Annotated in this window: 21 protein-coding genes; 14 read left to right on the top strand and 7 right to left on the bottom strand. The window is 42.1% G+C overall.

Going from position 1 to position 25,502, the window contains the following annotated elements; all coding sequences use genetic code 11:
• The first annotated feature begins 74 nt into the window (after nt 1-74).
• On the top strand, nt 75-1,121 hold the full coding sequence (locus HUN01_RS07485; RefSeq protein ID WP_181930739.1) for a hypothetical protein: 1,047 nt from the start codon (nt 75-77) through the stop codon (nt 1,119-1,121).
• Between the two features lie 154 nt (nt 1,122-1,275).
• Here the strand turns inward: HUN01_RS07485 and HUN01_RS07480 are convergent, their stop codons facing one another.
• Entirely contained in the window at nt 1,276-2,649 is a 1,374-nt protein-coding gene (locus tag HUN01_RS07480; protein WP_181930738.1) for a hypothetical protein, read from the bottom strand.
• A gap of 154 nt (nt 2,650-2,803) precedes the next feature.
• A complete protein-coding gene (locus HUN01_RS07475) occupies nt 2,804-3,568 on the bottom strand; it encodes a DeoR/GlpR family DNA-binding transcription regulator (RefSeq protein WP_181930737.1) in 765 nt (254 codons plus the stop codon).
• Between the two features lie 313 nt (nt 3,569-3,881).
• Here HUN01_RS07475 and HUN01_RS07470 point away from each other — a divergent pair, with 313 nt between their 5' ends.
• From HUN01_RS07470 to HUN01_RS07435, 8 genes are all read left to right on the top strand, one after another.
• Complete coding sequence (locus tag HUN01_RS07470; RefSeq protein ID WP_181930736.1) at nt 3,882-5,795, top strand: transketolase C-terminal domain-containing protein; 1,914 nt, start codon at nt 3,882-3,884, stop codon at nt 5,793-5,795.
• A gap of 472 nt (nt 5,796-6,267) precedes the next feature.
• A complete protein-coding gene (locus HUN01_RS07465; RefSeq protein ID WP_181930735.1) occupies nt 6,268-6,705 on the top strand; it encodes a hypothetical protein in 438 nt (145 codons plus the stop codon).
• A gap of 163 nt (nt 6,706-6,868) precedes the next feature.
• Nucleotides 6,869-7,258 carry a hypothetical protein gene (locus tag HUN01_RS07460; RefSeq protein WP_181930734.1) on the top strand — a complete coding sequence of 130 codons (390 nt, stop codon included), beginning with the start codon at nt 6,869-6,871 and terminating at the stop codon, nt 7,256-7,258.
• A gap of 465 nt (nt 7,259-7,723) precedes the next feature.
• Nucleotides 7,724-8,428, top strand: a complete 705-nt coding sequence (locus tag HUN01_RS07455) for a P-loop NTPase family protein (protein WP_181930733.1) — start codon at nt 7,724-7,726, stop codon at nt 8,426-8,428.
• A gap of 375 nt (nt 8,429-8,803) precedes the next feature.
• Nucleotides 8,804-10,543, top strand: a complete 1,740-nt coding sequence (gene cobJ / locus HUN01_RS07450; protein ID WP_181930732.1) for a precorrin-3B C(17)-methyltransferase — start codon at nt 8,804-8,806, stop codon at nt 10,541-10,543.
• Nucleotides 10,544-11,756: 1,213 nt separating this feature from the next.
• Nucleotides 11,757-12,407, top strand: a complete 651-nt coding sequence (folE, locus tag HUN01_RS07445) for a GTP cyclohydrolase I FolE (RefSeq protein ID WP_181930731.1) — start codon at nt 11,757-11,759, stop codon at nt 12,405-12,407.
• Nucleotides 12,408-12,848: 441 nt separating this feature from the next.
• On the top strand, nt 12,849-13,340 hold the full coding sequence (locus HUN01_RS07440) for a DUF4174 domain-containing protein (protein WP_181930730.1): 492 nt from the start codon (nt 12,849-12,851) through the stop codon (nt 13,338-13,340).
• A 226-nt stretch (nt 13,341-13,566) separates the two neighbouring features.
• Entirely contained in the window at nt 13,567-13,923 is a 357-nt protein-coding gene (locus tag HUN01_RS07435) for a hypothetical protein (protein ID WP_181930729.1), read from the top strand.
• Between the two features lie 532 nt (nt 13,924-14,455).
• Here HUN01_RS07435 and HUN01_RS07430 read toward each other — a convergent pair.
• The 3 genes from HUN01_RS07430 to HUN01_RS35995 all read right to left on the bottom strand — a co-directional run bounded on the left by HUN01_RS07430 (nt 14,456) and on the right by HUN01_RS35995 (nt 16,059).
• Entirely contained in the window at nt 14,456-15,022 is a 567-nt protein-coding gene (locus HUN01_RS07430) for a phycobiliprotein lyase (protein ID WP_181930728.1), read from the bottom strand.
• 75 nt (nt 15,023-15,097) lie between these two features.
• Nucleotides 15,098-15,778 carry a HEAT repeat domain-containing protein gene (locus HUN01_RS07425; protein WP_181930727.1) on the bottom strand — a complete coding sequence of 227 codons (681 nt, stop codon included), beginning with the start codon at nt 15,776-15,778 and terminating at the stop codon, nt 15,098-15,100.
• A 149-nt stretch (nt 15,779-15,927) separates the two neighbouring features.
• Nucleotides 15,928-16,059, bottom strand: coding sequence for a hypothetical protein (locus HUN01_RS35995; protein WP_257798111.1), 132 nt, complete (start codon nt 16,057-16,059; stop codon nt 15,928-15,930).
• A 501-nt stretch (nt 16,060-16,560) separates the two neighbouring features.
• On the opposite strand from HUN01_RS35995, the gene infC reads away from it, so the two are divergent.
• The 4 genes from infC to HUN01_RS07405 all read left to right on the top strand — a co-directional run bounded on the left by infC (nt 16,561) and on the right by HUN01_RS07405 (nt 22,721).
• Entirely contained in the window at nt 16,561-17,094 is a 534-nt protein-coding gene (gene infC, locus HUN01_RS07420) for a translation initiation factor IF-3 (protein WP_104908867.1), read from the top strand.
• A 383-nt stretch (nt 17,095-17,477) separates the two neighbouring features.
• Nucleotides 17,478-20,483, top strand: coding sequence for an MFS transporter (locus HUN01_RS07415; RefSeq protein ID WP_181930726.1), 3,006 nt, complete (start codon nt 17,478-17,480; stop codon nt 20,481-20,483).
• A 540-nt stretch (nt 20,484-21,023) separates the two neighbouring features.
• Entirely contained in the window at nt 21,024-21,701 is a 678-nt protein-coding gene (locus tag HUN01_RS07410) for a potassium channel family protein (RefSeq protein ID WP_181930725.1), read from the top strand.
• Between the two features lie 456 nt (nt 21,702-22,157).
• Nucleotides 22,158-22,721, top strand: a complete 564-nt coding sequence (locus HUN01_RS07405) for a DUF3124 domain-containing protein (protein WP_181932600.1) — start codon at nt 22,158-22,160, stop codon at nt 22,719-22,721.
• 150 nt (nt 22,722-22,871) lie between these two features.
• Here HUN01_RS07405 and dps read toward each other — a convergent pair whose 3' ends face one another.
• Together dps and HUN01_RS07395 are read right to left on the bottom strand one after the other, a co-directional pair.
• The gene (gene dps / locus HUN01_RS07400; RefSeq protein ID WP_181930724.1) at nt 22,872-23,444 is read right to left on the bottom strand and encodes a DNA starvation/stationary phase protection protein Dps; all 573 of its coding nucleotides are present in this window, start codon (nt 23,442-23,444) and stop codon (nt 22,872-22,874) included.
• 114 nt (nt 23,445-23,558) lie between these two features.
• Nucleotides 23,559-24,608 (bottom strand): aldo/keto reductase, encoded by a 1,050-nt coding sequence (locus HUN01_RS07395; RefSeq protein WP_181930723.1) that lies wholly within the window; start codon nt 24,606-24,608, stop codon nt 23,559-23,561.
• 233 nt (nt 24,609-24,841) lie between these two features.
• Here HUN01_RS07395 and HUN01_RS07390 point away from each other — a divergent pair, with 233 nt between their 5' ends.
• Nucleotides 24,842-25,258 carry a thiol-disulfide oxidoreductase DCC family protein gene (locus HUN01_RS07390; RefSeq protein ID WP_181930722.1) on the top strand — a complete coding sequence of 139 codons (417 nt, stop codon included), beginning with the start codon at nt 24,842-24,844 and terminating at the stop codon, nt 25,256-25,258.
• Nucleotides 25,259-25,502 lie beyond the last annotated feature (244 nt).

Below are 25,502 nucleotides of genomic sequence, written 5' to 3'. Positions count from 1 at the left end.
ACGCGTTAGCAGAGCGAAAGTGCAATTTCGCGTCTCTACTATTTGTTTGGATTATTTAGTTGAAGAATTCCCCAATGCCTAGTCTTCGGAAATTTTACTCGCGATGCCTGCGGTGGGCTGCGCCTACGCGGTTTGTGTTATTGAGCATAGTAGTAGCGATCGCCCTCTTGATATCCATAACACAAGCACTAAACACCAAGAATACAGTATCAGCACAAGAAGCATCGCCGGACATAGAACTAGCTAAGAAAGTCGGCAAAGAAATTATTGCGGCTTGTCCCGTTGTCTCTAATGCTAAAAATTTAGCTGCCTTCAACTCCTGCGCTGACAAACTCGCCAAGCTAACAATTTTGCGCGAAACTATGAACGTACCCTTTTTATGGGGCGCACAAAATAAAGTTGCTAACTACAATCTCAAAGATAATCAAACAACCGAATTTGATCCCTTAGTCTGGCGTCGTACTTACCTCTCTACCTTTATGTTTAAAGGCGAACCGAAGGTTGAACAGGTAAATAATCTGATTGTCATCCACCTTCCCATTCAGTTTCGGAATCAGCTTGATATTGGAGATTTTCCTTATCCGTTCTGGCACTCATCGAAAAAGTGGGATTCTTACCAGCAAGCTACGGAATTACTTTTCTTTCTAGAACAGAAGAAACTTATAGGTTCGTTGCGTTCAGCGGTAGTTGATCTAAAGCGTCCAAAGGTAGATGTTGCGTGGGATGGTAAATGGATTTGGAATGATGCTAAGGGGAAAAAGCAGCCTTATGTGACACTATACACACGTTTGTTTTCTCCATCGAACCCACATGTTACTAAAGTTGATGCTGCTTATCGTGCATTTGAGGCCAAGCTGCGGGAAAATGCTTGTTTTGTCTGCCACAGTCCAGACAACGCAGCTAAACAGAATCCTTTATTAATACTGAATTATCCAAATCAGGCTCTCACCTTACGACATGAAACAGTGCGCCAAATCAAAGAGAAACTGATGCCTCCTCCGGCTGGTATTTTTGATGATCAACAGCGACAACAGCTGATTGAACTCGCCCAGAGATTTGCCCAAGCAGGTGATCAGGCCTTAGCTTACGAAGGTGAAAAAACAACTTCTGGAAAAAATTGATACCAACAAAAGTAGTTGTGTTGTGCGTCTTGGTATTTGTTAAAGGCGATCGCATTTCAGGGAATTGGCTACTGGGGACTGGGAAAACATTTTTGCCCAATCCCTAATCCCCGCCATCTGTGAGAGGTATACAAGTACCGAAGAATCTTAATTTTTACCAAAAAGCTTTGGCTGTAGGGCCTTGTAAGATATCAGGGTTATGAGAGCTTTTCCGTCTTATTTGACGGGAAGTAATTAGAGCGATCGCCAGAAAATTCACGTTTTTAATAATAGTGGATAAATTAATTTTCCTATGACCTATCAATACTCGTAAAAAATCTAGTGATTTTGTGATGGTAAACCAAGGAAATCCATCATCTACTATTGGACTAATATTGTGTTTACCGTAACATAACTCTAAACCTTTACAGCCAGAATTCCATCTATAAATTTGCTCCATCCAAGCACTTTTGAGGGAACTATTCGTAGTCATCTCACCTATCTTAGGACATCTATTTATAGAGATAACTTTCAATAATATATCAGAGCTAAAACCAGCATGATGAGCTAATATACTGAGATGTACATCTTCAACTCTTATTCCTGGATATCTTTCACTAATTATCACTAACAAGCTAATTATTGCATCTGTTCTAGCAACAATACCACCTCCAGGGTTCCACTTATAACCAGAAAATCTACCATGTACAACATTTAGAAAGAACTGGATAGGAGGTACTTCTTGACTATAGTCAGGTGAGAGAATTTCCATGTTATCCAGCGTAGATTTTTGATAAACCACAAATTTATTGCGTGTACTTACAATATCGATTTGTGGACTTTTTTTTAGCTCATTAACTATTAGCATCAAGCTATTAGTATCTAAATTCGACTCGATTGCTTGAGATTTGGTTTCCAGTAAGAACTGAGTTTCAGCATCGAAAGTTACTATAAACTCAGGAGGCGTCCATCCCTTTTCTATACTTTTTAACAGTAATGAGCCATAAATATCACCTAAAACTCTGATCTTACCTGATGAATGTAAACTAACTTTCTGGTGAATAATAAATATTCTATGCTGAGAAGATTCAGGAGAAATATTATCTAAAAAATAAGGTTCACCTATGCATTTTACATTGTCAAATATCTTAGCTGAAATATTATTTTCTGGCTTGGGTTCGGTATATAAATGAGTAATTTGGACATTTGGCAATAAGTTCAAATATTCGATTACTTTTGGACATTCAAAACCATGATTTAGCCCAATAATTATATCCGCTTTCATTCCCATATCAGCGATTTGTTGAATGATTTTGGGAATGGTGTAAGGTAAAAAGCTGTCGGCTTTATTAGCAGCAGCTACTACTCCTAATATTCTTGTATTATCAAAAGTGTTTTTGGTTTTAGAGATAATCCATTCTCGACAATTCTTGACGGCTTTAATATCTGAATTTAAGACGCTATCTTGTGTACTTTTTAATGAAATACTTTTATTTTTTAAAGATGGAATTTGCCGGACAGAGATTTTCCGAAATGTATCTAGAAACATATCTTGAAAAACTTTTATGAAAATGTTTAGACTTCATTATTTCTAGCTGTTTTCTCAATCCAGAACAGTAGTTGTCCTAACATTTTATGAATAGATAACCCAAGTTGCTAGCATTCTTGACAGGTTAAGGTCTTGAAGGAGACAGGAGGCAGGTTCAAGCCGACTCGTCACGGATAATCGTCAAACCTAAAGCTTTGTAAGAAGTTAGCATCCGATCAGATACAGTCGGTGCTGTGACAAGGTAAGTTAGTGCATGAATCGACTGCACAACATAAGGAGCAGCAGTATCTAACTTCTCCTCTGTGGCTAATCCAACTACCTCTGCTGCCCCAGCAATCATCGCTCGTTTGACATGGGCTTCGTCCAAGTTCGCTACACTAATCCCAAATTCTGGATGTACACTACACACCCCCAACATGCACAAATCTGCACGAATCATCCGTAATGCCTCAACTGTAGTTGCACCAACGTTTACTAAGGCTTTTTTGTAGAGTTGTCCACCCAACATTACAACTTCAATCTGGGGATGTTCTGCCAAGGCGATCGCAATGGGAGGGCTATTGGTGACAATTGTCGCTTGCAAATCCAAGGGCAAATGACGGGCTACTTGGAGAGTTGTTGTACCTCCATCTAAAATCACCACCTGTCCTGTACAGACCAATTTTGCCGCTGCACGAGCGATCGCTTCTTTTTCTTTTGGTGCTTGCTTTTGGCGATCGGCATAACTAGCAAGAGCTGGAGAAGGTAGAAGTGCCCCCCCATGAACGCGCTGCAAAAAACCAGATTCAGCAAGTTCCCGCAGATCCCGACGAATCGTATCCTCAGAAACCTTTAAAACAGCGCTGAGTTCCGATGACAGCACCTTTTTGTCACGACGCAGAATCTCCAAGATGAATTGTCGTCGCTCCGCAGTTAGCATAGTTGATTTTCCTGAAGTTGCATATTTGATCTTGAAATTGCACGTTTGTGAGTTTATACTCATAGGTGTGCAGGTTTCTGCATATTTCGAGCGCCTTTAAATAAATTCAAGCACATTCGTGCAAGCAAGATTTAACAATCTTAGCTTGTTAGTGGCTAGGGGCTGGGGAGCAGGGAGCAGGGAGCAGGGAGCAGGGAGCAGGGTGAAAATTCCTCTCCTCAGCACCCCGCACCCCGCCCCTCTGCCTCTTTTCAATGCCCAATCCCCCATGCCCAGTCCCCAGTCCCCAATGTTTAAATCCAAGGAATAATTTATGACTGTTACTAACATTCAATTTCCCATTGATTTGAGTGCTTACAAGCCTCTGGTTCTTAATCCAGCGAATGCAACTCTTACCCAGGAGCAACGAGAGAGCTTAAAAACAAATATTCAACTTTGCCGTGATGCGATCGTCTTTTTTACAGCCACCGGGGCTGCTAGAGGGGTGGGTGGTCACACTGGTGGCCCTTATGACACAGTACCAGAGGTGATTATACTTGATGCCTTGTTTCGGGCAGCATCGGATCAATTTGTGCCGATTTTCTTTGATGAAGCTGGACATCGAGTTGCAACTCAGTATTTGATGGCAGCTTTACATGGTGACTTACCAAGTGAGCAACTTCTGCACTATCGTGAAGCAAACTCCCACTTACCAGGACATCCTGAATTGGGGCTAACTCCTGGTGTAAAGTTTAGTTCTGGACGACTGGGGCACATGTGGCCTTATGTTAATGGTGTGGCGATCGCAAATCCAGGTAAGGTTGTTTTCTGTCTTGGTTCCGATGGTTCCCAGCAGGAAGGCAACGACGCTGAAGCTGCCCGCTTGGCTGTCGCTCAACATCTAAACGTCAAGTTAATAATTGATGATAATGATGTGACAATCGCCGGACATCCTTCAAAATACTTACCCGGTTTTTCCGTCGCCAAAACCTTAGAAGGGCATGGGTTGAAGGTACTTGAAGGAGATGGGGAAGACTTAGACGACCTATACCGTCGTATTTGCGAAGCTGTAACTACCCCTGGGCCAATTGCCATTATCAATAAACGCCCCATGTGTCCTGGCATTAAAGGGTTAGAAGGTTCTACCCACGGTCATGATGTGATTTCCGTAGAGCTAGCAATTCAATATCTAGAATCACGCCAACAAACTGCTGCTGTCGAATACATCAAGAGCATTCAGAAACCGAAACAAACCTACACTTTTCTTGGTTCCAGTAACAAATGGGATGCTAACCGCAATGTGTTTGGTGATGCGGTAGTTGCTGTCTTAAGTCGCATTAGTGAAGCAGAGCGCAAGCAAAAAGTCAGAGTCATCGACAGCGATCTTGAAGGCTCCTGTGGTTTGAAGAAGATTCACGATGCATACCCGGAAATTTTTATTTCCTCTGGCATTATGGAGCGGGGAAACTTTTCTGCTGCGGCCGGATTTGGTATGGAACCAGGAAAGCAAGGTATTTTCGCAACCTTTAGCGCGTTCTTGGAAATGTGTATCTCAGAGATTACGATGGCGCGGCTGAACTACTCCAATGTACTTTGCCACTTTTCTCATGCAGGTATCGATGATATGGCCGATAACACCTGCCACTTCGGTTTAAATAATATGTTCGCTGACAATGGATTAGATGATGGCTACGAAACACGTCTTTACTTTCCATCTGATGCTAATCAAATGAAAGCCTGTGTAGAGGCTGTGTTTTTTGCTCCGGGACTGCGGTTTATTTTCTCCACCCGTTCTAAAGTACCTAACATCCTCGACAAAAACGGCCATGAACTTTTTGGTAGCGATTATAAATTTGTCCCTGGCAAAGATGAGGTGATTCGAGAAGGAACCCAAGGCTACATCATCAGCTTTGGTGAAGCTCTGTATCGTGCCCTTGATGCCGTCGAGCGTCTTCAGCAAGAAGGGCTAGATGTAGGTTTGATCAATAAACCAACCCTGAATGTTATCGACGAAGAGATGATGGCAAAAATTGGTAATGCTCCTTTTGCTCTTGTGGTGGAATCCTTCAACCGTCGAACTGGATTAGGCAGTCGTTTTGGTAGCTGGCTTTTAGAGCGTGGGTTTACTCCCAAATACGCGCATCTTGGCACTCATCAAGAAGGTTGCGGCGGTTTGTGGGAACAATTTCCCCATCAAGGCATTGATCCAGTGAGCATTATAAACAAGGTGAAAGATTTAGTTAGATAATAGCATTTTCCCCACCTACTAAGAGTTTGTTTGAAAAGTGTTTCACTGTGACTTTAGGCACTTTTAGATCCCCCCTAACCCCCCTAAAAAAGGCTACCGTGTACACATAAGTCGAAAAAAGATCAATTTCCCATTTTTCTCTCGTTTATCTCGTTCCTATGCTCTGCATAGGAATGCCTGATTAGAGGCTCTGCCTCTAGTCAAATATTGAGTCAGAGACTCAATGAATGCATTCCCAGGCGGAGCCTGGGAACGAGGAAATGCTTATCAAGCTAGGTTTTTAGGGCACCGTAGCCTTAAGAAGGGGGGAACCGGAATTAAGTCCCCCAATTTATCGGGGGATTTAGGGGGATCTAAAATTTTTGATACCAACAAAAGAACTTTTCAAACATCCTCTAAGAGTTGTTCGCATAGCGTCTCTTAGAGAGGGTGGGGACTCTCGCGATACCATTGAATCTATACACAAGTTGTAATGATAGAAGCTTTCCTGTTAAATTCTTTATTTTTACTTTCTCAAGTCCCCATCCCGGAACGACAGTTTATAGATTTAAAAAATCAATTAGAAAACTTTGGATTTCAGGTAATAATTGAGCTACCACCAAAGCGAGGAGCCTATGGTTTATTAGAAGAAACTCACAAAAGAATTTGGATTAATCCAGTAGTTTTTGACCTACACATTGGTACTCAGACCCTAATCCACGAAGCTGTTCATGCTGCACAAGTATGTGCAGGAAAAGGTAAAATAAGAACTTTAGATTTAGATATTCAACCTATCAATTATGCCCGGGCATTTTTTATGCGCTATACCGATGTCTACAGACAAGATTTAGAAAGAGAAGCTTATGCAGTCCAAACTCAATCTAATAGTTTTGCTCTGGCTATATCTCTTCTCCAGCAACACTGTAAATAATGTACAAATGATTCTATAAAATTGTGTGATTACTTCGCATCTGACACAGATAAATAAGTCTTTGATAAGTTTTTACGTACAATTATTTAACGAATTATAAAATACTATCTTTGGTAACTTGAGATCAGCGATACACTGAGGGAAATTCCTTGAGGAAGCGTTGATGGCACGAGCAAACGGGGTTACAAGTGAAACGTCTGTAGAGGAATTACCTACAGTTTCCGACAAAGATACGGTAACAATTGAAGATTCGCCTGAGCCAGTGGAGGATGTCCAGGATATTGACGATATATTAAACTCACTAAAAACTTTACTGAGTACCTTAGAAAAGCTCCAAAAAGTCCGGCAGGAAGTGGGCGATATCAAACCGTTGATTGGGCGGATGCTTGATGGAGAATTGGTTGCTGGTGAGGAACTTGAGCAACTTAAGGCAGGTGTGAGTAGTCTTTCTCGCCTTGTTCGTGCTTATAATGACCATCAAGTAGCGTTGGCTAAAGCACAACCTGCTAGAAGCTTGCTAGACCAAGTGCTGAAAGAGCGTAAAGCTAATTGAATTGGGGATTGGGAATTAGGGACTGGAGATTGGGGAAGAAATTCTTTCGAGATTTGGTTGGAGTCCCCATCCCTAATTCTAGAAGCGATCGCCTCTTTTTAGGAAATGCGATCGCCTTTAAGTATTGCCAACCATCATAAATAAGGACAGCTTTAATGTATTAGTTCATACCTAGTAATAGAACCCTATAGATTTTATTGTCTTCTTTTCTTAGGCTGCGCCAACGCGTTAGCGTCTCCCTGTGGGAGAAGGTACAGAGTCTACGGGTTGTTTGATTACCTTGACTGTATGGCTAGATACTGTCCATATAATGTTAGATTATGGCAAGTAAAAATAAGAATGGCAGTTAGAGAAGATCACGGGGATTAAAATCCCCTGTGTAGCTTCTATCTCAGGGAACCAAGCCTCTGAGTTTACGCTTACCGGGTAGTCTTATAAGTGAATAAGTATTTAAAGGTTGCTGTAATGCCGACGATTCATTTGGTAGATGGTGAAAAAGGCGGGGTAGGGAAATCTCTCTTTACCAGAACAATGATTCAGTATTGTCTGGATAAGAAAATCCCGTTTGTACCAGTGGACACAGATAGGTCGAATCCAGATGTAGCAGAAGTGTATAAGAATATATGTAAGTATGCTGTGTTTAGTGAGAATGAACGACAGGCAGATAAGGCAGATAAAATATTTGAGTGGGCGATAGAAAAGCCAGTAATTGTAAATTTACCCGCACAATCGCATAGAGCAGTACAAGGGTGGATTGATTCTAATCAATTAATTGAACTAGGGAGTTCGCAGGGAGTGATGTTTTGCAAATGGTTTGTATCGACAGGAGGATACGACAGCATTAACCTGTTTGCTCAATCAGTAAATACATACGGTGAGATAATCCCTCATATTCTGGTGAGAAATTTAGGGCTGTGTGATGACTGGGAACATATAGAGTCAGATTCAAACTTTCAGAAAATAGTAGAAAAATATAAGATAAAAGTCATAGATTTCCCGAAGTTAGCATATAAAGAAAGAAACATAATTGACCAAAATCGACTGACGTTTGCGGAGGCGAGAGAGTATAAAGAATTTGGGATAATTGGGAGACAGAGAGTGATGAATTTTCTGAAGCTTGCTTATGGTGCTTTTGAGAGAGTAGGTATCTGGTATGAAAAAGTTGAATAGCTTTGGAAATTTGTAATCTCAAATTAAACCACAAAACTTTTTGGTGAACTTAGTTAAATTTTAAAACCTAACCCTCTACTAAGAAAACAGAATAGTTTCTTAGTAGAGGGTTAATTGATGACAAGTTTGATTCGTAACACTTTATTTACACTAATCCAGCGGTTTTTAAATAATCATTTTGTGCAAACTTTATTCCTAAATTAGATGTGGCGACAGAAATATTTCATTTTTTTGCTCCCAACCTCAATGCGTTGAAATATGATGATTGTCTTGATGATCTATCTCAGAAATAATGTAGCGAAATTCATGCATTTTTTTTTCCAAGTTTTGTTCATAATTAATCTATTAAGTTATGAGATAAGTTGTAATTAAGAGATGATGAAGGTTGCACCCGCCATTGTAGTACTAGGTCAAAATAGCGTCACAGTAGCACACAAAATAATCAGCGTCTTACCAGGAGCGACGTTATACGGTTTAGAGGGTCGCACATCTGGGGTTGATGTCAGCTTCACGAATTTTGGCGAGACGTTGCGCGATTTATTTGTCCAGGGAAGGCCGCTGATTGGCATTTGTGCCGCCGGTATTTTAATTAGGACGCTAGCTCCTGTACTCTCCGATAAACGACAGGAACCACCAGTGCTAGCTGTGGCTGAAGATGGTAGCGCTGTTGTTCCCCTCTTGGGTGGACTTGGTGGGGTAAACGATTTGGCACGCCGCATTGCCGAAGCCCTTGATGTCAAAGCTGCAATTACCACTACCGGCGATTTACGTTTGGGTACAACCCTGTTGTCTCCTCCCCCTGGATACCATTTAGCAAACCCAGACGATGCGAAGAAATTTATCTCAGATTTGCTGGCGGGGGCGCAAGTAAAGCTAGAAGGAATAGCACCTTGGTTGAGCGATAGTAAACTGCCTATAGACCCAAAGGGAGATTTGACTATCCAAGTTACGGAACGTTTGGTGACTCCTACAGCCAACTGTCTTGTTTACCACCCAGCAACGATCGCGATCGCAATTAGTGACACTATTGGCTATAAAGATAATGCAGTCGCTTTAGTACAGCAGCTACTAGCTGATGCTGCACTCGAAAGAACATCAGTCGCCGGGATATTTGCACCCATCACCGCCGCTGCCGATCCCACAATCCATGCCCTAGCTAGTGCCTTCAAAGTGCCTGCCCACTTTTTCACCCCAAATCAGTTAGAAAGTCTACTTTCACAAGGTTATAGCCCCGCCCAAGCCGCAGCGATCGCCGCCACAGGCACATCCCCCTTATCTCCATCTCCCCACATTGCGATCGCCATTGCCTCCCAACCAATTGACTCTAATACCATTGGTCAGCCACGCGGACGGTTAGCAATTATTGGCACGGGCCCCGGTGGTTCGCAATGGATGTCTCCAGAAGTGAAGGAGATACTCAAGTCGGCAACTGACCTAGTGGGTTATAAGACTTATTTAGATTTAGTGGGTTCTCTGGCTGATGGCAAGCAACGACATGAGTCCGACAACCGCGAAGAAGAAGCACGGGCGAAGATGGCTCTTGATTTGGCCGCATCTGGGCGATATGTAGCTGTAGTTTCATCTGGCGACCCAGGTATCTATGCAATGGCAACAGCGGTTTTTGAAGTATGCGATCGCTATGCTAAACCCGAATGGGACACTATCGACATTCATGTGGCACCAGGTATTTCCGCTATGCAAGCAGCAGCAGCAGCCATTGGTGCGCCCCTTGGACATGACTTTTGTGCTATTTCCCTCTCTGACATCTTGAAGCCTTGGGCTGCGATCGAACAACGAATTGCCGCTGCTGCTGAAGCTGATTTCGTCATTGCTTTCTACAATCCTGTTTCCAAAGAGCGTACCTGGCAACTGGCAGAAGCGAGAAATATTTTGCTGCGACATAGGACACCGGATACACCAGTAGTATTGGCACGAAATCTCGGCAGACCAGGACAGATGGTGAAAGCGATCGCACTTGACCAGTTAGCCCCAGAAACCGCCGATATGCGGACAATTATTATTGTTGGTTCCACAAAAACCCGAACCATCAGGCGCAACGATGGTAGTATCTGGGTTTATACGCCACGTCGCTATACCGATTTAAATCCACTTTAAGCGATCGCATAATAAAACCCCAGGATTGGGAATTCCTTCCTGGGGCTGTTATACCTGACCACCTTTACCTTTTTAATGCAAAAATCTTGTAAATACTGAAGTTTCAAAAGACATATATATATGTCTTTTGTCCCAAGAAAATTGTATAAGTTAGTAAATTGATGTTATTCTAAACCTCTTTCGTCTAGAAAAATCATAAAAAACACGATGATACAATTCCACATGAAAATTTTTAAGAGTTATTATAAAAGGATATAATTCAAGTACTTAGGTCTATTAAAATAGCTTCAAAAGCTTGCTTTTTTTGAATTAATAATCAACAATAAAAATATCATGATTCATACATGATTGTAGCCGAGAAAAGTGACAGAAGCCCTTACTTAAGTCCGTGAAAGCGGACTTTTTTATATTTCAATACAGTTCAGTTAAGGAAATTTATCTGTTAAGGCAGGCAGGGGGAGCAGGGGAGGCAGGGGAAGCAGGGGGAGAAAAAAAGGCTTAACTGAACCGTATTGTTTTATATTTATATGTGATTGCGAATTTAAAACATGTGTATTGAAGAAGAATTCAGAGGTCAGAATGGGCGTTTAGCCCATTCTGGCTCCTGACTCCTGAATTCTGTTTTGATTAGCGCCACAAGAAACTATTTAAATCTTCTGGCTTCCTAAGATTTTACTAATTTTTAAACTTATTAAAGCTACGAAATAATAAACATAAATATAAGAATTATGTCCAAGTATTTAATATTAGATAACTAATCGTGTAAAGTTGCTTAAAAATTGACTTCTTACAAACTCTCAAAGTGCTGTTTCTTTTTGCGAGAGAAAGTGGAAGGCGATCGCTAGAAAATTTCTAGTAAGTTCCGGTAGTAATATATTGACAAAAATACACCATTGTTATACAGCTACCTTTCACGATAAGGGACATGGTAAATTAGCTCAAAGTATGCTCTTTGGGCATCGTGTGTTTATAAGCCAATACAGTTCAGATAAGACCAAAACACTTGTAGAGACGGCGATTTATCGCGTCTCGAAAACCCACAATTTTGTACAATTAGCCCTTAACCCAAACTTATTGGTTTTTAAGCTGACAAAATGTTTGGTGTGATTAAGAAGTGTAAAGTTATGTTACACTTAGTTACGAGTCAGGAGTCAATCGCAACCGACATCTGACAACAGGCTGATTTACCAAACATTCCCACAGAACTCACAAAATGACTCTATCGATTCGTCCCGATCTAACTTCTGCTGATCAGGTACTCTCATCTTTAGCGACTGGGCAAAAGCAAACTGTAACAGAAGCCGAAATGAAGCAGGCTGTGCGTACTTTGCTGATTGGATTAGGAGAAGATCCAGACCGCGAAGGACTAAAAGATACTCCAAAAAGGGTAATGAAAGCCTTACAGTTTCTCACAAAAGGATATCATGAATCTTTGGATGAACTGCTAAACGGAGCAGTATTTACAGAAGATGCCAATGAAATGGTATTGGTTCGGGACATCGATATTTTCAGTTCCTGCGAACATCATATTCTGCCGATTATTGGTCGTGCTCATGTTGCTTACATTCCAAATGGGAAAGTAATAGGACTATCTAAGATTGCCCGTGTTTGCGAAATGTATGCACGACGTTTACAAGTTCAAGAACGTCTGACTGTGCAAATTGCTGACGCCTTACAAGGATTACTTAAACCCCAAGGCGTTGCAGTGGTAATAGAAGCAACCCACATGTGTATGGTAATGCGTGGTGTGCAAAAACCCGGTTCTTGGACTGTTACTAGTGCAATGCGCGGCGTTTTTTCAGAAGATGTGCGGACTCGCGAGGAATTTATGAATTTGATCCGACACAATTCTAATTTTCATTAAATAGCCTCGGCAAACATAAATATCGAGACGTGACTCTCCTTGATTTTTAAACCTGGAATTTAAACTTAACTTTGCCCCTCAAAACTGTTTGGGTTTTGAGGGGTAATATTTGATATTTTCAGAGGATGTTTGAAAAATCTTATTGTCGGTATCAAAATTTTTAGATACCTTTAAGTATCTCGATAAGTTGGGGGACTTTGATTCCGGTTTCCCTCTTTTTAATTTAAGGAGGGTTAGGGGCGATCTAAAAGTACCTAAAGTCACAGTAAAACACTTTTCAAACAACCTCTCAAACTATTTTTTGATCACCCATCAGCCTGTTATAGTTTGAGTGATTGGTATCAACCTAATTCTAATACCAAGAAAAACCATCAACAGATAGATAAAAAATTGGGTAACTAATGATAGTTTAAGAGTAGAGAAAACAGATAAAAATTAAGCATGAATAATTCAGCATTAATTGCCATTAACCTATTAGTGTGTATAGTACTGTCACCAGTTAGCAAAGCTGATATTATTCAACATTCAACTAATCATGCCATCAAAATGTCTTCATTTAACCTCAGTCACCAAAAATGGAAAAACCGCGTGCTACTAGTTTTTGCACCGTCTATTGATAATCATACCTATCAACAGCAAATGCAACTATTGCAAGAGCATAACAGCGGTTTTGCAGATCGGGATCTAGTCCTAGTTCAGGTTTTATCCACTGATGAAAGCTATGCCAACAAACAGCCAATAGATGAGTCTTCTGCTGCCAAATTACGCGATCGCTTTGAGGTTGACAAAGAAAGTTTTCGTGTGATTTTGGTGGGTAAGGATGGCGGTATGAAGCGCAGTTATGCTAAACCAGTGCAGGCGACAGCAATTTTTGAGGAAATTGACGCTATGCCTATGCGTCAGCAAGAAATGCAAGAGCAAGGTAGACAGTAAGTAGAATTGCTGTAGTTAAGATTAGCCTTTCAAGGTCTAGACATAAAAATAAGGTTTTTCTCCGCTTTCTTCGCGTCTTCGTAGTTCAAACAGCCTACCAACGGGCGCTGGAACACGGCGGTACTTACGAGCTTCTAAGTTAAAGTAATTCCTGATGCAGGTTTACTTGCACTGTAAGATTTAATCGGATAATCTGAGCGATCAAGATTGTTTTTTAAGGAAACTAATGAACAAATTCATACTGAGTTTGCTTTCTTCTCCTATACTGATTAGCTCTATTCTCTCTATGGGAGTAATGCTCAATCAAGCACAAGCTGTAGAACCACAACCAGAAGCCAAAACCACAGACAGACTATCTTGTATACGCAATAAACATAAAGTGGGATTAGTGTGTGCAAGGGCTTCTGTATTGGCTCAAATTCCTAAATATCAGTCGGAAATAGAGTTTTCTCAAGAAAATGTTCCCATGCTGGAGTTCAATAACGAAGAAAGCGATATGGCAACCGACTTATTTAACTGCGATTGTCCTGCTTGTATAAATTCTTTACGTAAAATGCGCGGTGTGACACCCTTGGTCTATTAGGATTCCACAAATTTACCTTTGTTTATAAGCAACATCCACAATTGGGGACTGGGGACTGGGAAAAAGTCTTTTAAAATTTGGTGGTGGGTACTAAGCCAATACCCTTGGGTTAAGAAGAACAGTAGCGACTGTCTTGAAGGTTAAGCGATCGCTAACAAAAAACATCCACACAGAGATATTTCCCATTTTTTTTCTCAACATTACTCAACAATATGTTGAATTCATCCCCTTGATTACACTCATCCTTGACGATGCGGACTGTATACTTTAAATACCAGTATTTAAAGTTTTGACCCCGGCGACTGTTCGAGTTCTGTCTAGGAGATTGTTGTAGTAATCCGTGCTACAAAGGGGTCTATTATGACCAAGTTTAGGACGGTCTACTACTCTTTCTAAGGTACAAGGTTGGGTTGAGCAACAGCGAAACCCAACAAACCCCGAAAAATGTTGGGTTACCCTTCTCCTGTCGGAGACGCTACGCGAACGGGAAGCCGCTTCGCGTCACGTTCCTCAACCCAAGCTACACATCAAACTAACTAGATACTGAGTTAGCCGCTTCCGAAGTCTTCGCGGCTGGTGGAAATCCACCCATGCGAATCTCAGAAGTGAAGGAAGTGATACTAAATCCACCAAAACTCTTGAGGATATTCACCCGCATCCGCAAATTGGGGCTAGCAAACCACAGGCGCTCCTCTGAGTAGATGTTTTCATCCTCTATAGTTAGAATCAAAGCATCATCACTGTCAAATTTATAGCGTCCGGCAACCGGAGTTTTATTGCCATCAACTATTTCTCGCAGCAATTTGCCTTGGGTCGGATTATCCGCGTCAGGTATCGAAACTAACATAGTTGAACCACTGTGTTTTGCTTGATCCTTGTCCATTGTCCCGTTCCAGGTAATTTTGGTAGCACAGGAAGCAGAACTAGGATTAATTTTGTACTGTTGACACAGTTTGATCACTTCTGGGTGATCTACTACCAATGTCTCAATGATGATATCTGACTTGCTATGTTCCGATTGGTTAAAAGCCAAATGTTGACTAGTACGATGAGAAAACCATTTACCAGCACTTAACTGAAAAAACTCTTCAATATTCATGAATGAAATTACCCTGCATCAAAATGCTAAAATTCTCACTTAATTATTATTAAAAGGTAGCAGGAGGCTTTAATATTAAGCTTGATTGCCTATTTCCTCAAGCTTCTTGAGGCCAATTCTGGCTGCCTCGGCAACGTTGAAATGATTGTCTTTTTCCAGGTATTTTAAAGCTGAAACGCTCTTGGGAGTGGGAAGATTTCCCAAGGCTTCTGCTAGACGCTGCCTTACTAACCAATCATCTGATTGGGCGAAGCGCAGGATCTTATCAACAGACTCAATGTCTTTAATTTCTCCCAGTGCAGAGATTGCAGCTTGTTGCAACACTACTTCTTTGCTATCCAATGCCTGAAGAAGAATTTGACGGGCACGAGGGTCTTTAATGTTACCTAGAGAAACGGCTGCACTAAAGCGTACTAGCCAATCAGTATCTTCATAAAATGCCCGCGACAGCACTTCAAAGGCTCTAGCGTCACCTAAATATCCTAAAGCACCGGCGGCATCAGCACGGATACCATAATCTGGGTCATTTTCGAGAATTCCTACCAAAATTGAATAACATTCTGGCGTCGGCTTGATTCCGAGGGCAAATATTGCCATCGATCGCAGTTGCAAAGATTCATCATCCAGTACCTTTTTAATTAAAGGGACTGCATCTTCAGGGGGAACATTACGCAGATTAGCAAGGGCTACCATGCGATCGCGTAAATTCGGACTTTCTAACTGAGTAGAAATTTCTTGTAAGCTTAGAGCTGCCATTTAGTTCAAAGCGTTTTCTTTACTTATCTTAATTTACCTGATCCGTTGATCAGGCTGTCGCCATAGTGAAGTAGGAGTTTGGCGACTTTACAAAATGCCTCGATTATGAGTGACAAATAAACAATTGGTCATTTGTCATTGGTCATTGGTCATTGGTCATTGGTGCTGAGTGTAAGAAAATCATCGTGAGAAGGACGGATTTCACCCAAGCTTTTTTTGGATAAGGCGATCGCACAGGCTGGCATAATTGACTGTGCCAAAATCAGTTTGAACGGCCCCACAGACGACTCAATGAAGAGGCAGGGGCAGGGGGCAGGGAGCGGGGGGAAATGACCCCTTCATCCTGTCGTGGAATGAAGGGGGGAATATGGGTCTGAGTCCCCTACTTCTCATAAGTGGTTATTGAACAGGAATAGGTCGAATCCCTTTTCTGTTCTGTTCCCCCTGCACCCTGCACCCTGCTCCCTTGCCTCTTGTTCAATCCCCCAAGCCAATTGCTGCTGCGTAGGCGTAGCCCGTCGTAGACATCGCAAAAAGCCTTGCTAAATAATTGTAATAATATTTAATATGAGTCTAGGTTGTGTAATTTAGATTAACTATTGCAGAGAAATTCTCTCAGACTGAGTAAAATGACAAATACAACGAGGCAACTATTTTATAGATTAGTTACCCTAGAACTGGAGACTATGTTTTCAGTCCTGAGTTACTTCTGTATTTTGCCTACTGAGGCATACCAATTTAGACCACACCAAATCCTTCATTAAGAGCTCCCACTAATCATAATGGCTGTGATTGAGAAGAAAAGAACTCGCGATCTGCCCCAAATTAACGAACGAATTCGCTTCCCGAAAATTCGGGTCATTGACACTGACGGCGCCCAGTTGGGAATTATGCCCCCACAGGAAGCACTACAACTAGCAGAAGAAAAAGAGCTAGATTTGGTGCTAATCAGTGACAAAGCTGACCCACCGGTTTGTCGGATTATGGACTACGGGAAATACAAGTTTGAGCAGGAAAAAAAGGCGCGAGAAGCCCGGAAAAAGCAGCACACAGCTGATGTCAAAGAAGTTAAGATGCGCTACAAAATTGAAGAACACGACTACAACGTGCGTGTTAAGCAAGCAGAGCGCTTTTTGAAAGATGGCGATAAAGTCAAAGCGACTGTGATGTTCCGGGGTCGAGAAATTCAACACAGCGACCTAGCAGAAGATTTGCTCAAGCGAATGGCAACGGATTTGGAGCCATTTGGTGAGCTTCAACAAGCGCCTAAAAAAGAAGGGCGAAACATGATGATGCTCATCTCGCCTAAAAAATAATCTTCTAACTGTATTAATAGACCTAGTTTGAAAATCCCCTGACTTATAGTCAGGGGATTTTTCGTTTGGATACAAGATGTACACCCAAAACTCTCAGGTCATTTAAATTTATCTAAAATCGATAGTCCTGAAGGCTGAGTGGGAAACATAATACTCAGTTGCTCAGGACTTTTGCTATTTCCAGGAGATGAGGCGAGACGGTTCAGTTAAAGGGGAAAAGGGAAAGGGGAAAGGGGAAGAAAAAATCTTTAACCCAAACCCAGTAACCTTTTCCCCAAAAGTAATTCTGAGTTCAAAATGCTTATCCGAACCTATTGCTTCCTCATGTCCTCCTGCTTCTCCGCTTCCCATTACGCGGTGATACTACCAGAAAATAAAACTGCATGGAACTGAAAAATTACTGGTTGGCTGCAAATAAAGGTGCTCTGACACGACTACTACAGTGGGTGAATCTCCGACCAGAGGAGAGTGAGCGAACTCAGATAATGTTCCTTTTCTATACAACTGTATCTGTAGGATTGCGGTGGGCAGAGGACAGCACGGTGGCGCTGTTTTTGGATGAATATGGGACTAATTTACTGCCGTGGATGTATATTGCCAGTGCCGTAATGAGTGCGGGACTGGTTTTTTTATACTCGTGGCTGCAAAAGATTTTTCCCTTACGTCAGGTGATTGTGGCGATCGCACCTTGTATGTTGATGCCATTAGTTTTATTAGTTGTATTACGTTGGGGATCGCATTTTTCCTACCTGGCAGTGATTTCGGTATTTTTACTGCGGCTATGGGTCGATGCGCTTTATGTGGTCAATGACCTCAACACCTCCATCGTCGCCAACCAAATATTTAACATTCGGGAGATTAAGCGCACTTATCCACTAGTCAGTAGTGGTCTTTTAGTAGCAGATGTAATCAGTGGCTTTAGTCTGCCGTGGCTGCTACAATACACCACGCTGAATAAGATCATCCTCATCGCCTGTGTAATGATTTTACTCGGATCGGGGATTCTATTCTATTTAACTCATCACTATCGAGCAGCTTTTCCTGAAACCCCACAAAAACTAATTCCTGAAGAACAAGCTTCACGAGCGCGTTTTCTCAAAAGTCCGCTGAAGCGCTATGTTTGGCAGTTGTTTGCCTTTGTGGGTTTGTTACAAGTCATTGGGTTGTTAATAGATTTTCAATATCTGCGCGAACTCAAATCCAATTTGAGTGACCGAGAACTTGCTAGCTTTTTGGGTCTTTTTGGTGGGATGTTGGGGCTGTGTGAGTTGTTGTTGCAGTGGTTTATTTCCAGCCGACTTATCGAACGGATGGGAGTATTTTTCACCGCCACGCTTTTACCAATCACCGTCGGCTTTGCACTACCGGGAATGCTGGTATTACTGCATTTAATTCCAGCTTTGCAATCGCAAAGCTTTTTCTGGGGTCTGATAATTGTTAAATTCTGCGATGAACTTCTGCGCTACACCTTTGTCATGAGTAGCGGCCCCATCCTGTACCAACCGATTCCAGAAGGAATTCGCAGCCGGATGCAGACTCTATCTGGTGGAACCGCCGAAGCGATCGCTACAGGTTTGACAGGAGCGGTAATTTTTGTAACTCTATTGTTTTGTGAGCGGTTTGTACCCGTATCACTGCAAAAGTGGGTGTTGGTAGCAGAGACAATGTTGATAGCTGGCACTTGTTTAACAGTAGTTTGGGAATTGCGATCGCGCTATGTTGAACTGTTAGTTTTGAGTGTGGCACGGGGTCACTTGAGTGCAACTAATGTGGGCTTACGATTCTTTAAGCAGGGAGTAGTCAAAGCTTTAGCAGAAAAAGGCAGCGAGGCTGATAAACGCTCTTGTATTGAACTTTTAGCCCAAATTGATTCCCAAGGAGCAGCGGAAGTTTTAGCACCGCTACTAGTGAAGTTAACCCCAGATTTGCAGCGCCAAAGTTTGGAAGTGATGCTGACGGGAGGTGTAAATCCGGCTTATCTAGCCGCCATCCGTCCTTTGTTAGAACAATCCCAGGAAACTAACCCCGAAGTTTTTGCTTTAGCACTGCGCTACATTTGGTTAGCTGAACCAAATCCCAACTTAAGTCTCTTAGAAGGATATTTACACCCCCGCCAAAACTCACTTATCCGCGCTACCGCAGCCGCTTTAGTCTTACGCCAGGGAACACCCATGCAAAAGGTAGCAGCTACCCAAACCATGCGCCGGATGCTGACTCATAAGCAAGAACGCGAACGGGTAAATGGAGTCAGAGCGCTCAGAGAAGCAGTTTATTTGCAAGCGTTGCGGATTCACATCCCAAATTTATTACAAGATGAGTCATTGCGGGTGCGCTGTGCTGTATTGGAAATGATTGCAGCAACCCATTTAGAAGAATACTATTCAGCACTGATTGCAGCACTTTATTACAAATCAACCCGCAGTACAGCAATGTCAGCCCTAATGCGATTAGAAAATGAAGCTCTAGAAATGCTGTTGCGGTTGGCTACGAATATTTACAAACCCGAAGTAGTGCGGATGTATGCTTGGCGCACCATTGCTCAAGTTGGCACTCAGGAAGCATTGGAGACTTTATGGGAAAACTTAGAGGCATCTTGGGGTATTACGAGAGATCATATTCTCCGCAGCTTACTAAAAATACATAAACAACCAGGAATTACAGGTTTAGTAGATCGATTTTATGAAAGTCGGGTAGAAAATTTAATCAAGCAGGAATTAAAGTTTTTAGGTGAAATTTATGCTGCATACATTGACTTTAAAACATTAGACCAAAAAGAAAATCATCAATCCAGTGAGAGGATTGTGATTGTCTCTGAGTTACTGCAACGCGCCCTTCTAGAATTGGAATTGGATGTCAAGGAACGGCTGCTACTGTTACTGAGACTGCTTTATTCGCCAGAAAAGATGCAGGCAGCAGCATTTAATCTGCGATCGCTCTCAGTGGTAAACTTAGCGCGGGGGTTGGAAATCTTAGAGCATACCGTAACTTTGTCTTCAAAGTCTTTATTGCTGAATATTTTAGATAACCGACCACAGTCAGAAAAATTACAATATCTCATAGAAGCCAAGATTGTAGAATATGAAAATATGGTGGTTAGCGATCGCCTCCACAGATTGCTGATGTTGGGGAACTTCCTTTCTGACTGGTGTCTAGCTTGTTGTTTTCATTATGCTCAAGTTACACGCATCCGACTGACCAGTTCTGAGATTTTAGTGAGTTTGCGTCATCCAACTGGCTTTGTTAGGGAAGCTGCGATCGCATACTTGAACATGGTTTCACATCGTGTTCTCCTGCAAATCCTCCCCCAGTTACAAAAAGATCCACATCCCTTAGTCGCTGCTCAAGTTAAAGAGTTACTCGAAAAATACCAATTCAAAAATCACAATTGAAAATAATACCCCCCTGTAGTCCCCCCGATGCCTTGGCTACGGTGTATACACAAGTCAAATTACCCCCCTTAGTCCCCCCTTGCAAAGGGGGGAAATATCCGGTTCTCCCCCTTGGCAAGGGGGAGTTAGAGGGGGTGAGAAAGACTTGTGTGTACATCGTAGCCTTTGCAAGGAGAGGGTTAGGGTAGGATAAAACCTTGGTTCATCAGCTATTTCAGACTTGTGTATACACGGTAGCCTTGCCAAGGGGGGAAACAAGAAAATCTAGTCCCCTCCCCTTTGCAAGGGGAGGGTTAGGGTGGGGTAAAATCCGCATTCATCAACTACTTGAGACTTGTGTATATACCGTAGCCAAGCCATCGGGGAGACGGCGATAGCCAGGGGGTGAATTATATGCAGCTTCACAAAGAAACGGTATAAGGGATTTAAACTCAAAAAAACATCCAATCGCTGTGGAACCAGCATTAATAACTAATAACAAATGACAATTTTGTTAACCTGTAAAGTGAAGTAAAAATTCAAAGAGCATCAAGAACAGCCATGTACGTACTCATAGGTGGAGCGGGCTTAGTGGGCTTAAGTTTAGCGCAAAAGCTGGTAGAACTAGGACACACTGTTGCAGTAATTGACATTGATCCTATCGCTTGCCGCTACGCCCGTGAACAAGTAGGAGCAATGGCTTTTGAAGGTAGTGCTGTGAGTACAGAAGTCTTGTTAGAAGCTGGGATTCGTAAAGCCGGCTCCTTGGCTGCGGTTCTGAGAAGTGATGCCTTAAACTTGGCAATGGTAACTCTTGCTAAACACTACGGTGCGCCCCATATTTTGAGTCGGATGCGCCACCCCGATTTTGCCGAACCGTTACGTATCGCTGGAGCTAACCATATCATCAGTACTGTTGAACTCTCAGTTTCAACAATGGTGAATGCCATTGAGTATCCGCAAGTGGAATCAATGATGCATTTTGAGCAGGGACAGATTGAGGTTCTGAAACTTTCCATCCCTAACAATTGCTATGTTGCTGGTCGTAGTGTTGCCGAAATTGCTCAGGATTCCCAATTTCCTACTGGCTCGCTAATTATTGGTTATCAACCCCATCCCCATGAAGATTTAATGATTCCTAACGGCAGTACAATACTGGAACCTCATTCAACAGTGCTGATTGTGACTAAACCAGGATCTTTACATCAAGTCATTGATTTTATTGAACAAAGATGTTAGGCGCAGTCTCTATTTAAACTCTTTATGAGGTGGGGTTAGCTACATTTATAGTCAGAATTCAGGAGTCAGAATTCAGGAGTCAGAATAGTTAAAGAATCAGAAGAACATTTGATGAATAAAACAGGAGTCAGAATTCAGAATTCAGAATACTCTACCCATAAAGGGATAGAGTTTTAAGGTGAGAAGATTTTAGTTTTTTTCACTTGACTTCGGGCGTTAGCGTAGCGGGACGTTCGCGGTAGCGTCTCGTAGAGAAGTACGGTTTTAACCAACTATTCGTCACGCACTCGTACAGAATTCATACTGAATTCTGACTCCTGGATTCTGACTCCTGGATTCTGACTTCTGAATTCTTCTTATAAATATACTAATTATTCTAAATTCCTTATAAATTCTGACTTCTGACTCCTGGGTACTGAATTCCTACCATTTATATAATTGGTGTAAATAATTGTGATGAAGCCTTACCCACATATTTATTTAGCGATCGCTGTTATTTTTCTTGTATCTTGTAAATCACCAGAGATTCCAGCAAAGTCACAACCTGATATTGCTCAGATAACCCCATCCCAAAAGGTCGTGACGCTCGATCAGAATTTTAAGATAGCAAGCAGCCAAACTGTTTATGTTCCTGTCTATTCTCATATCTATCATCACAATCGGCAGGAAATTTTCGAGCTAGCAGTTACGCTCAGTATTCGGAATACAGATTTGACTAATCCGATCGTCATTACTTCTGTGCGCTACTATAACTCAGATGGAAAATTAGTTAAGCAGTATTTGGAGCACCCGATTCAACTTGATGCGCTGGCTTCTACAGCTTTTTTTGTAAATAGAAATGATACTAGTGGAGGTTTAGGCGCAAACTTTATTGTAGAGTGGGTAGCCCAAACAGAAATATCCGACCCGATAGTGGAGGCGGTGATGATTGGTACTGACTTTCAACAAGGAATTTCTTTTATCAGTCCTGGTAGAGTAATTAAAAGTCAAAATAACGATCAGCGATCGCCTTTAAAATAAGGTCAGAATTCTGACTCCTGTTTTATGGTAAATATATCGACGCGGTAGGGGCAATTCATGAATTGCCCCTACCGCGGATGTTTTTTGTTAGCGATCGCTTGACTTTTAAGACAGATCGCTATTACTGAATACGGTGTCTTTCAGAAGTGCTTATTTGACACCAGCAGGGATCTTTTGAGTTTTAGTAGTACCCGCTTTGCCATTCTCTGCCTTAATTTCTGCTACTTGCAGATGAGCTTCTAAGAACCAGAGTCGTTTGTCAATGGTGCGAGAAATTTCGGTGTAAAGGTCAGCGGTATCAGCATCGCCTAATTCATCAGTTTTAGCGATCGCTTGCCGAATATGTTTCGCATAGAGTGCAAAGCGGTCTGATAAAGCTGTTACATGGTCTTTACCATCCAAAATATCTAAGGGATATTCTGGCAAAATCGAATTAGCAGCTGCGGCGCGGGCTGTTCCAAAAGCGTATCCGCCTAAAGCTGTGACGCGTTCAGCTACCATATCGACGTACTCTTCCAATTCACCAGCAAGTTCATCAAATAATTCGTGTAGCTGGTAGAAGTCAGTTCCTTTAACATTCCAGTGCGCTTGCTTTGCTTGGGTTTTCAGATCCAAAGTAGCTGCCAAGGTTTGATTCAGAAGTACTACGATTTGCACTCGCGCTTCGGCGGGAATGTCAATACGAGTAGGATACAAACGTGATGAAATGGTGTTGTCGCTCATAGTTGTAGTTAATGCCTTTTAAATCTAACTTTACAGATTTTGGTTGGCTGCGCGAAACTCTCTGACGACAGATTATATTAATGTCTGAATGTGTTACTGTCTATGAATACTAGGTTAGATGCGATGGTTTTCTATGGTATTGAATGTACCACCGAAAAGGCGATCGCGAATCATGTCACTCTGCAAAAAGTCATGGGGGAAACCCAATTCAATTTTACTTACTTCATCTAAGCGTTGCAGATGTTCTGGCGAGAGGCTGACATCAAGGGAAGCTAAGTTATCTTGAAACTGAGTTAATTTACGTGCCCCAATGATCGGAATAATCACACCAGTTTGAGCGCGTAACCAAGCTAATGCTACCTGTGAAGGCGTGTGTCCAATTTCTGCCGCCACTTGGCTAACAACCTGCGCGATCGCTAAATTCTTCTCAGAAATTCCTCCCCCAAAAGTTTCGAGTCGTCCTTGTTCATCGCCTGCTTGCGGAGGCTGATTATACTTACCTGTCAGCACACCACCACCTAAAGGCGACCACGGCGTTACAGCTAAATCGAAGGCTTTAGCCATTGGTAGCAAGTCTCGTTCGGGTGTTCGCTGAATTAAACTATACTCAATTTGCAAGGCAACAAACTGCGTCCATCCTTGGTAATGGGCAATGGTATTTGCTTGGGAAACGATCCAAGCAGGGGCGTCAGAAATACCAATGTAAAGCACTTTACCTTGACGGACGACATCATCAAGCGATCGCAAGACTTCTTCAATCGGTGTTGTGAAATCCCAAGCGTGTAACCAAAATAAATCAATGTAATCGGTATTCAGCCGTTTCAGGCTACCTTCCAAAGATTGAATTAAATTCTTGCGATGGTTTCCACTGGCGTTAGGGTCGCCCTTTTTCTCATTCATCTGCAAGGGAAAGGAATATTTTGTCGCAACTACAAAGCGTTCTCGTTCTTTAGCGATTAATTCACCAACAATTTTTTCACTGCTACCATCCGTATAACCGTTGGCGGTGTCAATGAAATTTCCCCCAGCTTCTACATAAGTGTCAAAGATTTTACGACTTTCGTCAACAGATGCACCCCAACCCCAATCTTCACCAAAAGTCATGGTTCCCAAGGAGAGTTCAGAGACTCTTAACCCACTTTTGCCCAAGAGTTTGTATTTCATGAATATTTTCTCATTAACGAAAAAAACGATGCAAATACTATCCCAAAGGCATGATAACTGGAAACCGGAGCGATGTTTGACTTGAATGCATCGACCTACAACTTGAATGCAGCTTTTTTTACTTCGCACTAGTTTGGTGAGGCAAGAGCGATCGCTATGGTTTTCTAAGCTAGAATACCAAAGTTGTGTTTAGACACATCCGACAAGTCAATTGCCAAAGAGCAGTTATTTCCATGAACTACTACGTAATCTACGACGGAAATTGTAATCTCTGCGTTACCCTAGTACAATTTCTAGAAACCTTAGACAAGGGAAAGTTATTTCGCTACGCTTCTATGCAAGATGAGCAGACACTTTTACAGTGGGGAATTACAGCCCAAGATTGCGAACAGGGGGTGATTTTAATTGATGGCAATGAACCTCAGAGACGTTGGCAAGGTAGTAACGCAGCAGAAGAGATTGGGCGGTTATTGCCAGCAGGAAGTATATTTGTAGACGCTTATCGAGCCTTACCGGGGATGAAATGGGCAGGCGATCGCTTTTACGAACAAATCCGTGATAACCGCTACGCACTCTTTGGTAAGCGTTCTAGTACTTATGAATCGTCATACTGTGTCGATGGTAGCTGCAAGTCAACTGAAGTTAAATAAACCACAGCTATATCAGGCTTTGCCCCACCTCCGTGGGTTTCAAAATTCCTGCCTCCTGCTTTTTACCTCTCAATGCTGTTGGTTAAGGCAAGAGACGCGATGAATCGCCGTCTCTACAATAATATGGCGATTTATTGCGTCTTGGCGATCTAGAATTTTAATCAAAAAACCTTAACCGAACCGTATTGCCCTGTTTGCTTATCTGACTTTTCAAGCTAGGAGAGAGGAATGGAAGTGAGGTCAG

The organism is Nostoc edaphicum CCNP1411 (genome assembly GCF_014023275.1).
Taxonomy (GTDB): Bacteria; Cyanobacteriota; Cyanobacteriia; order Cyanobacteriales; family Nostocaceae; genus Nostoc; species Nostoc edaphicum_A.
Note: the sequence above shows the minus strand (reverse complement) of the source record. Positions and strands in the feature narration are given on the sequence as shown.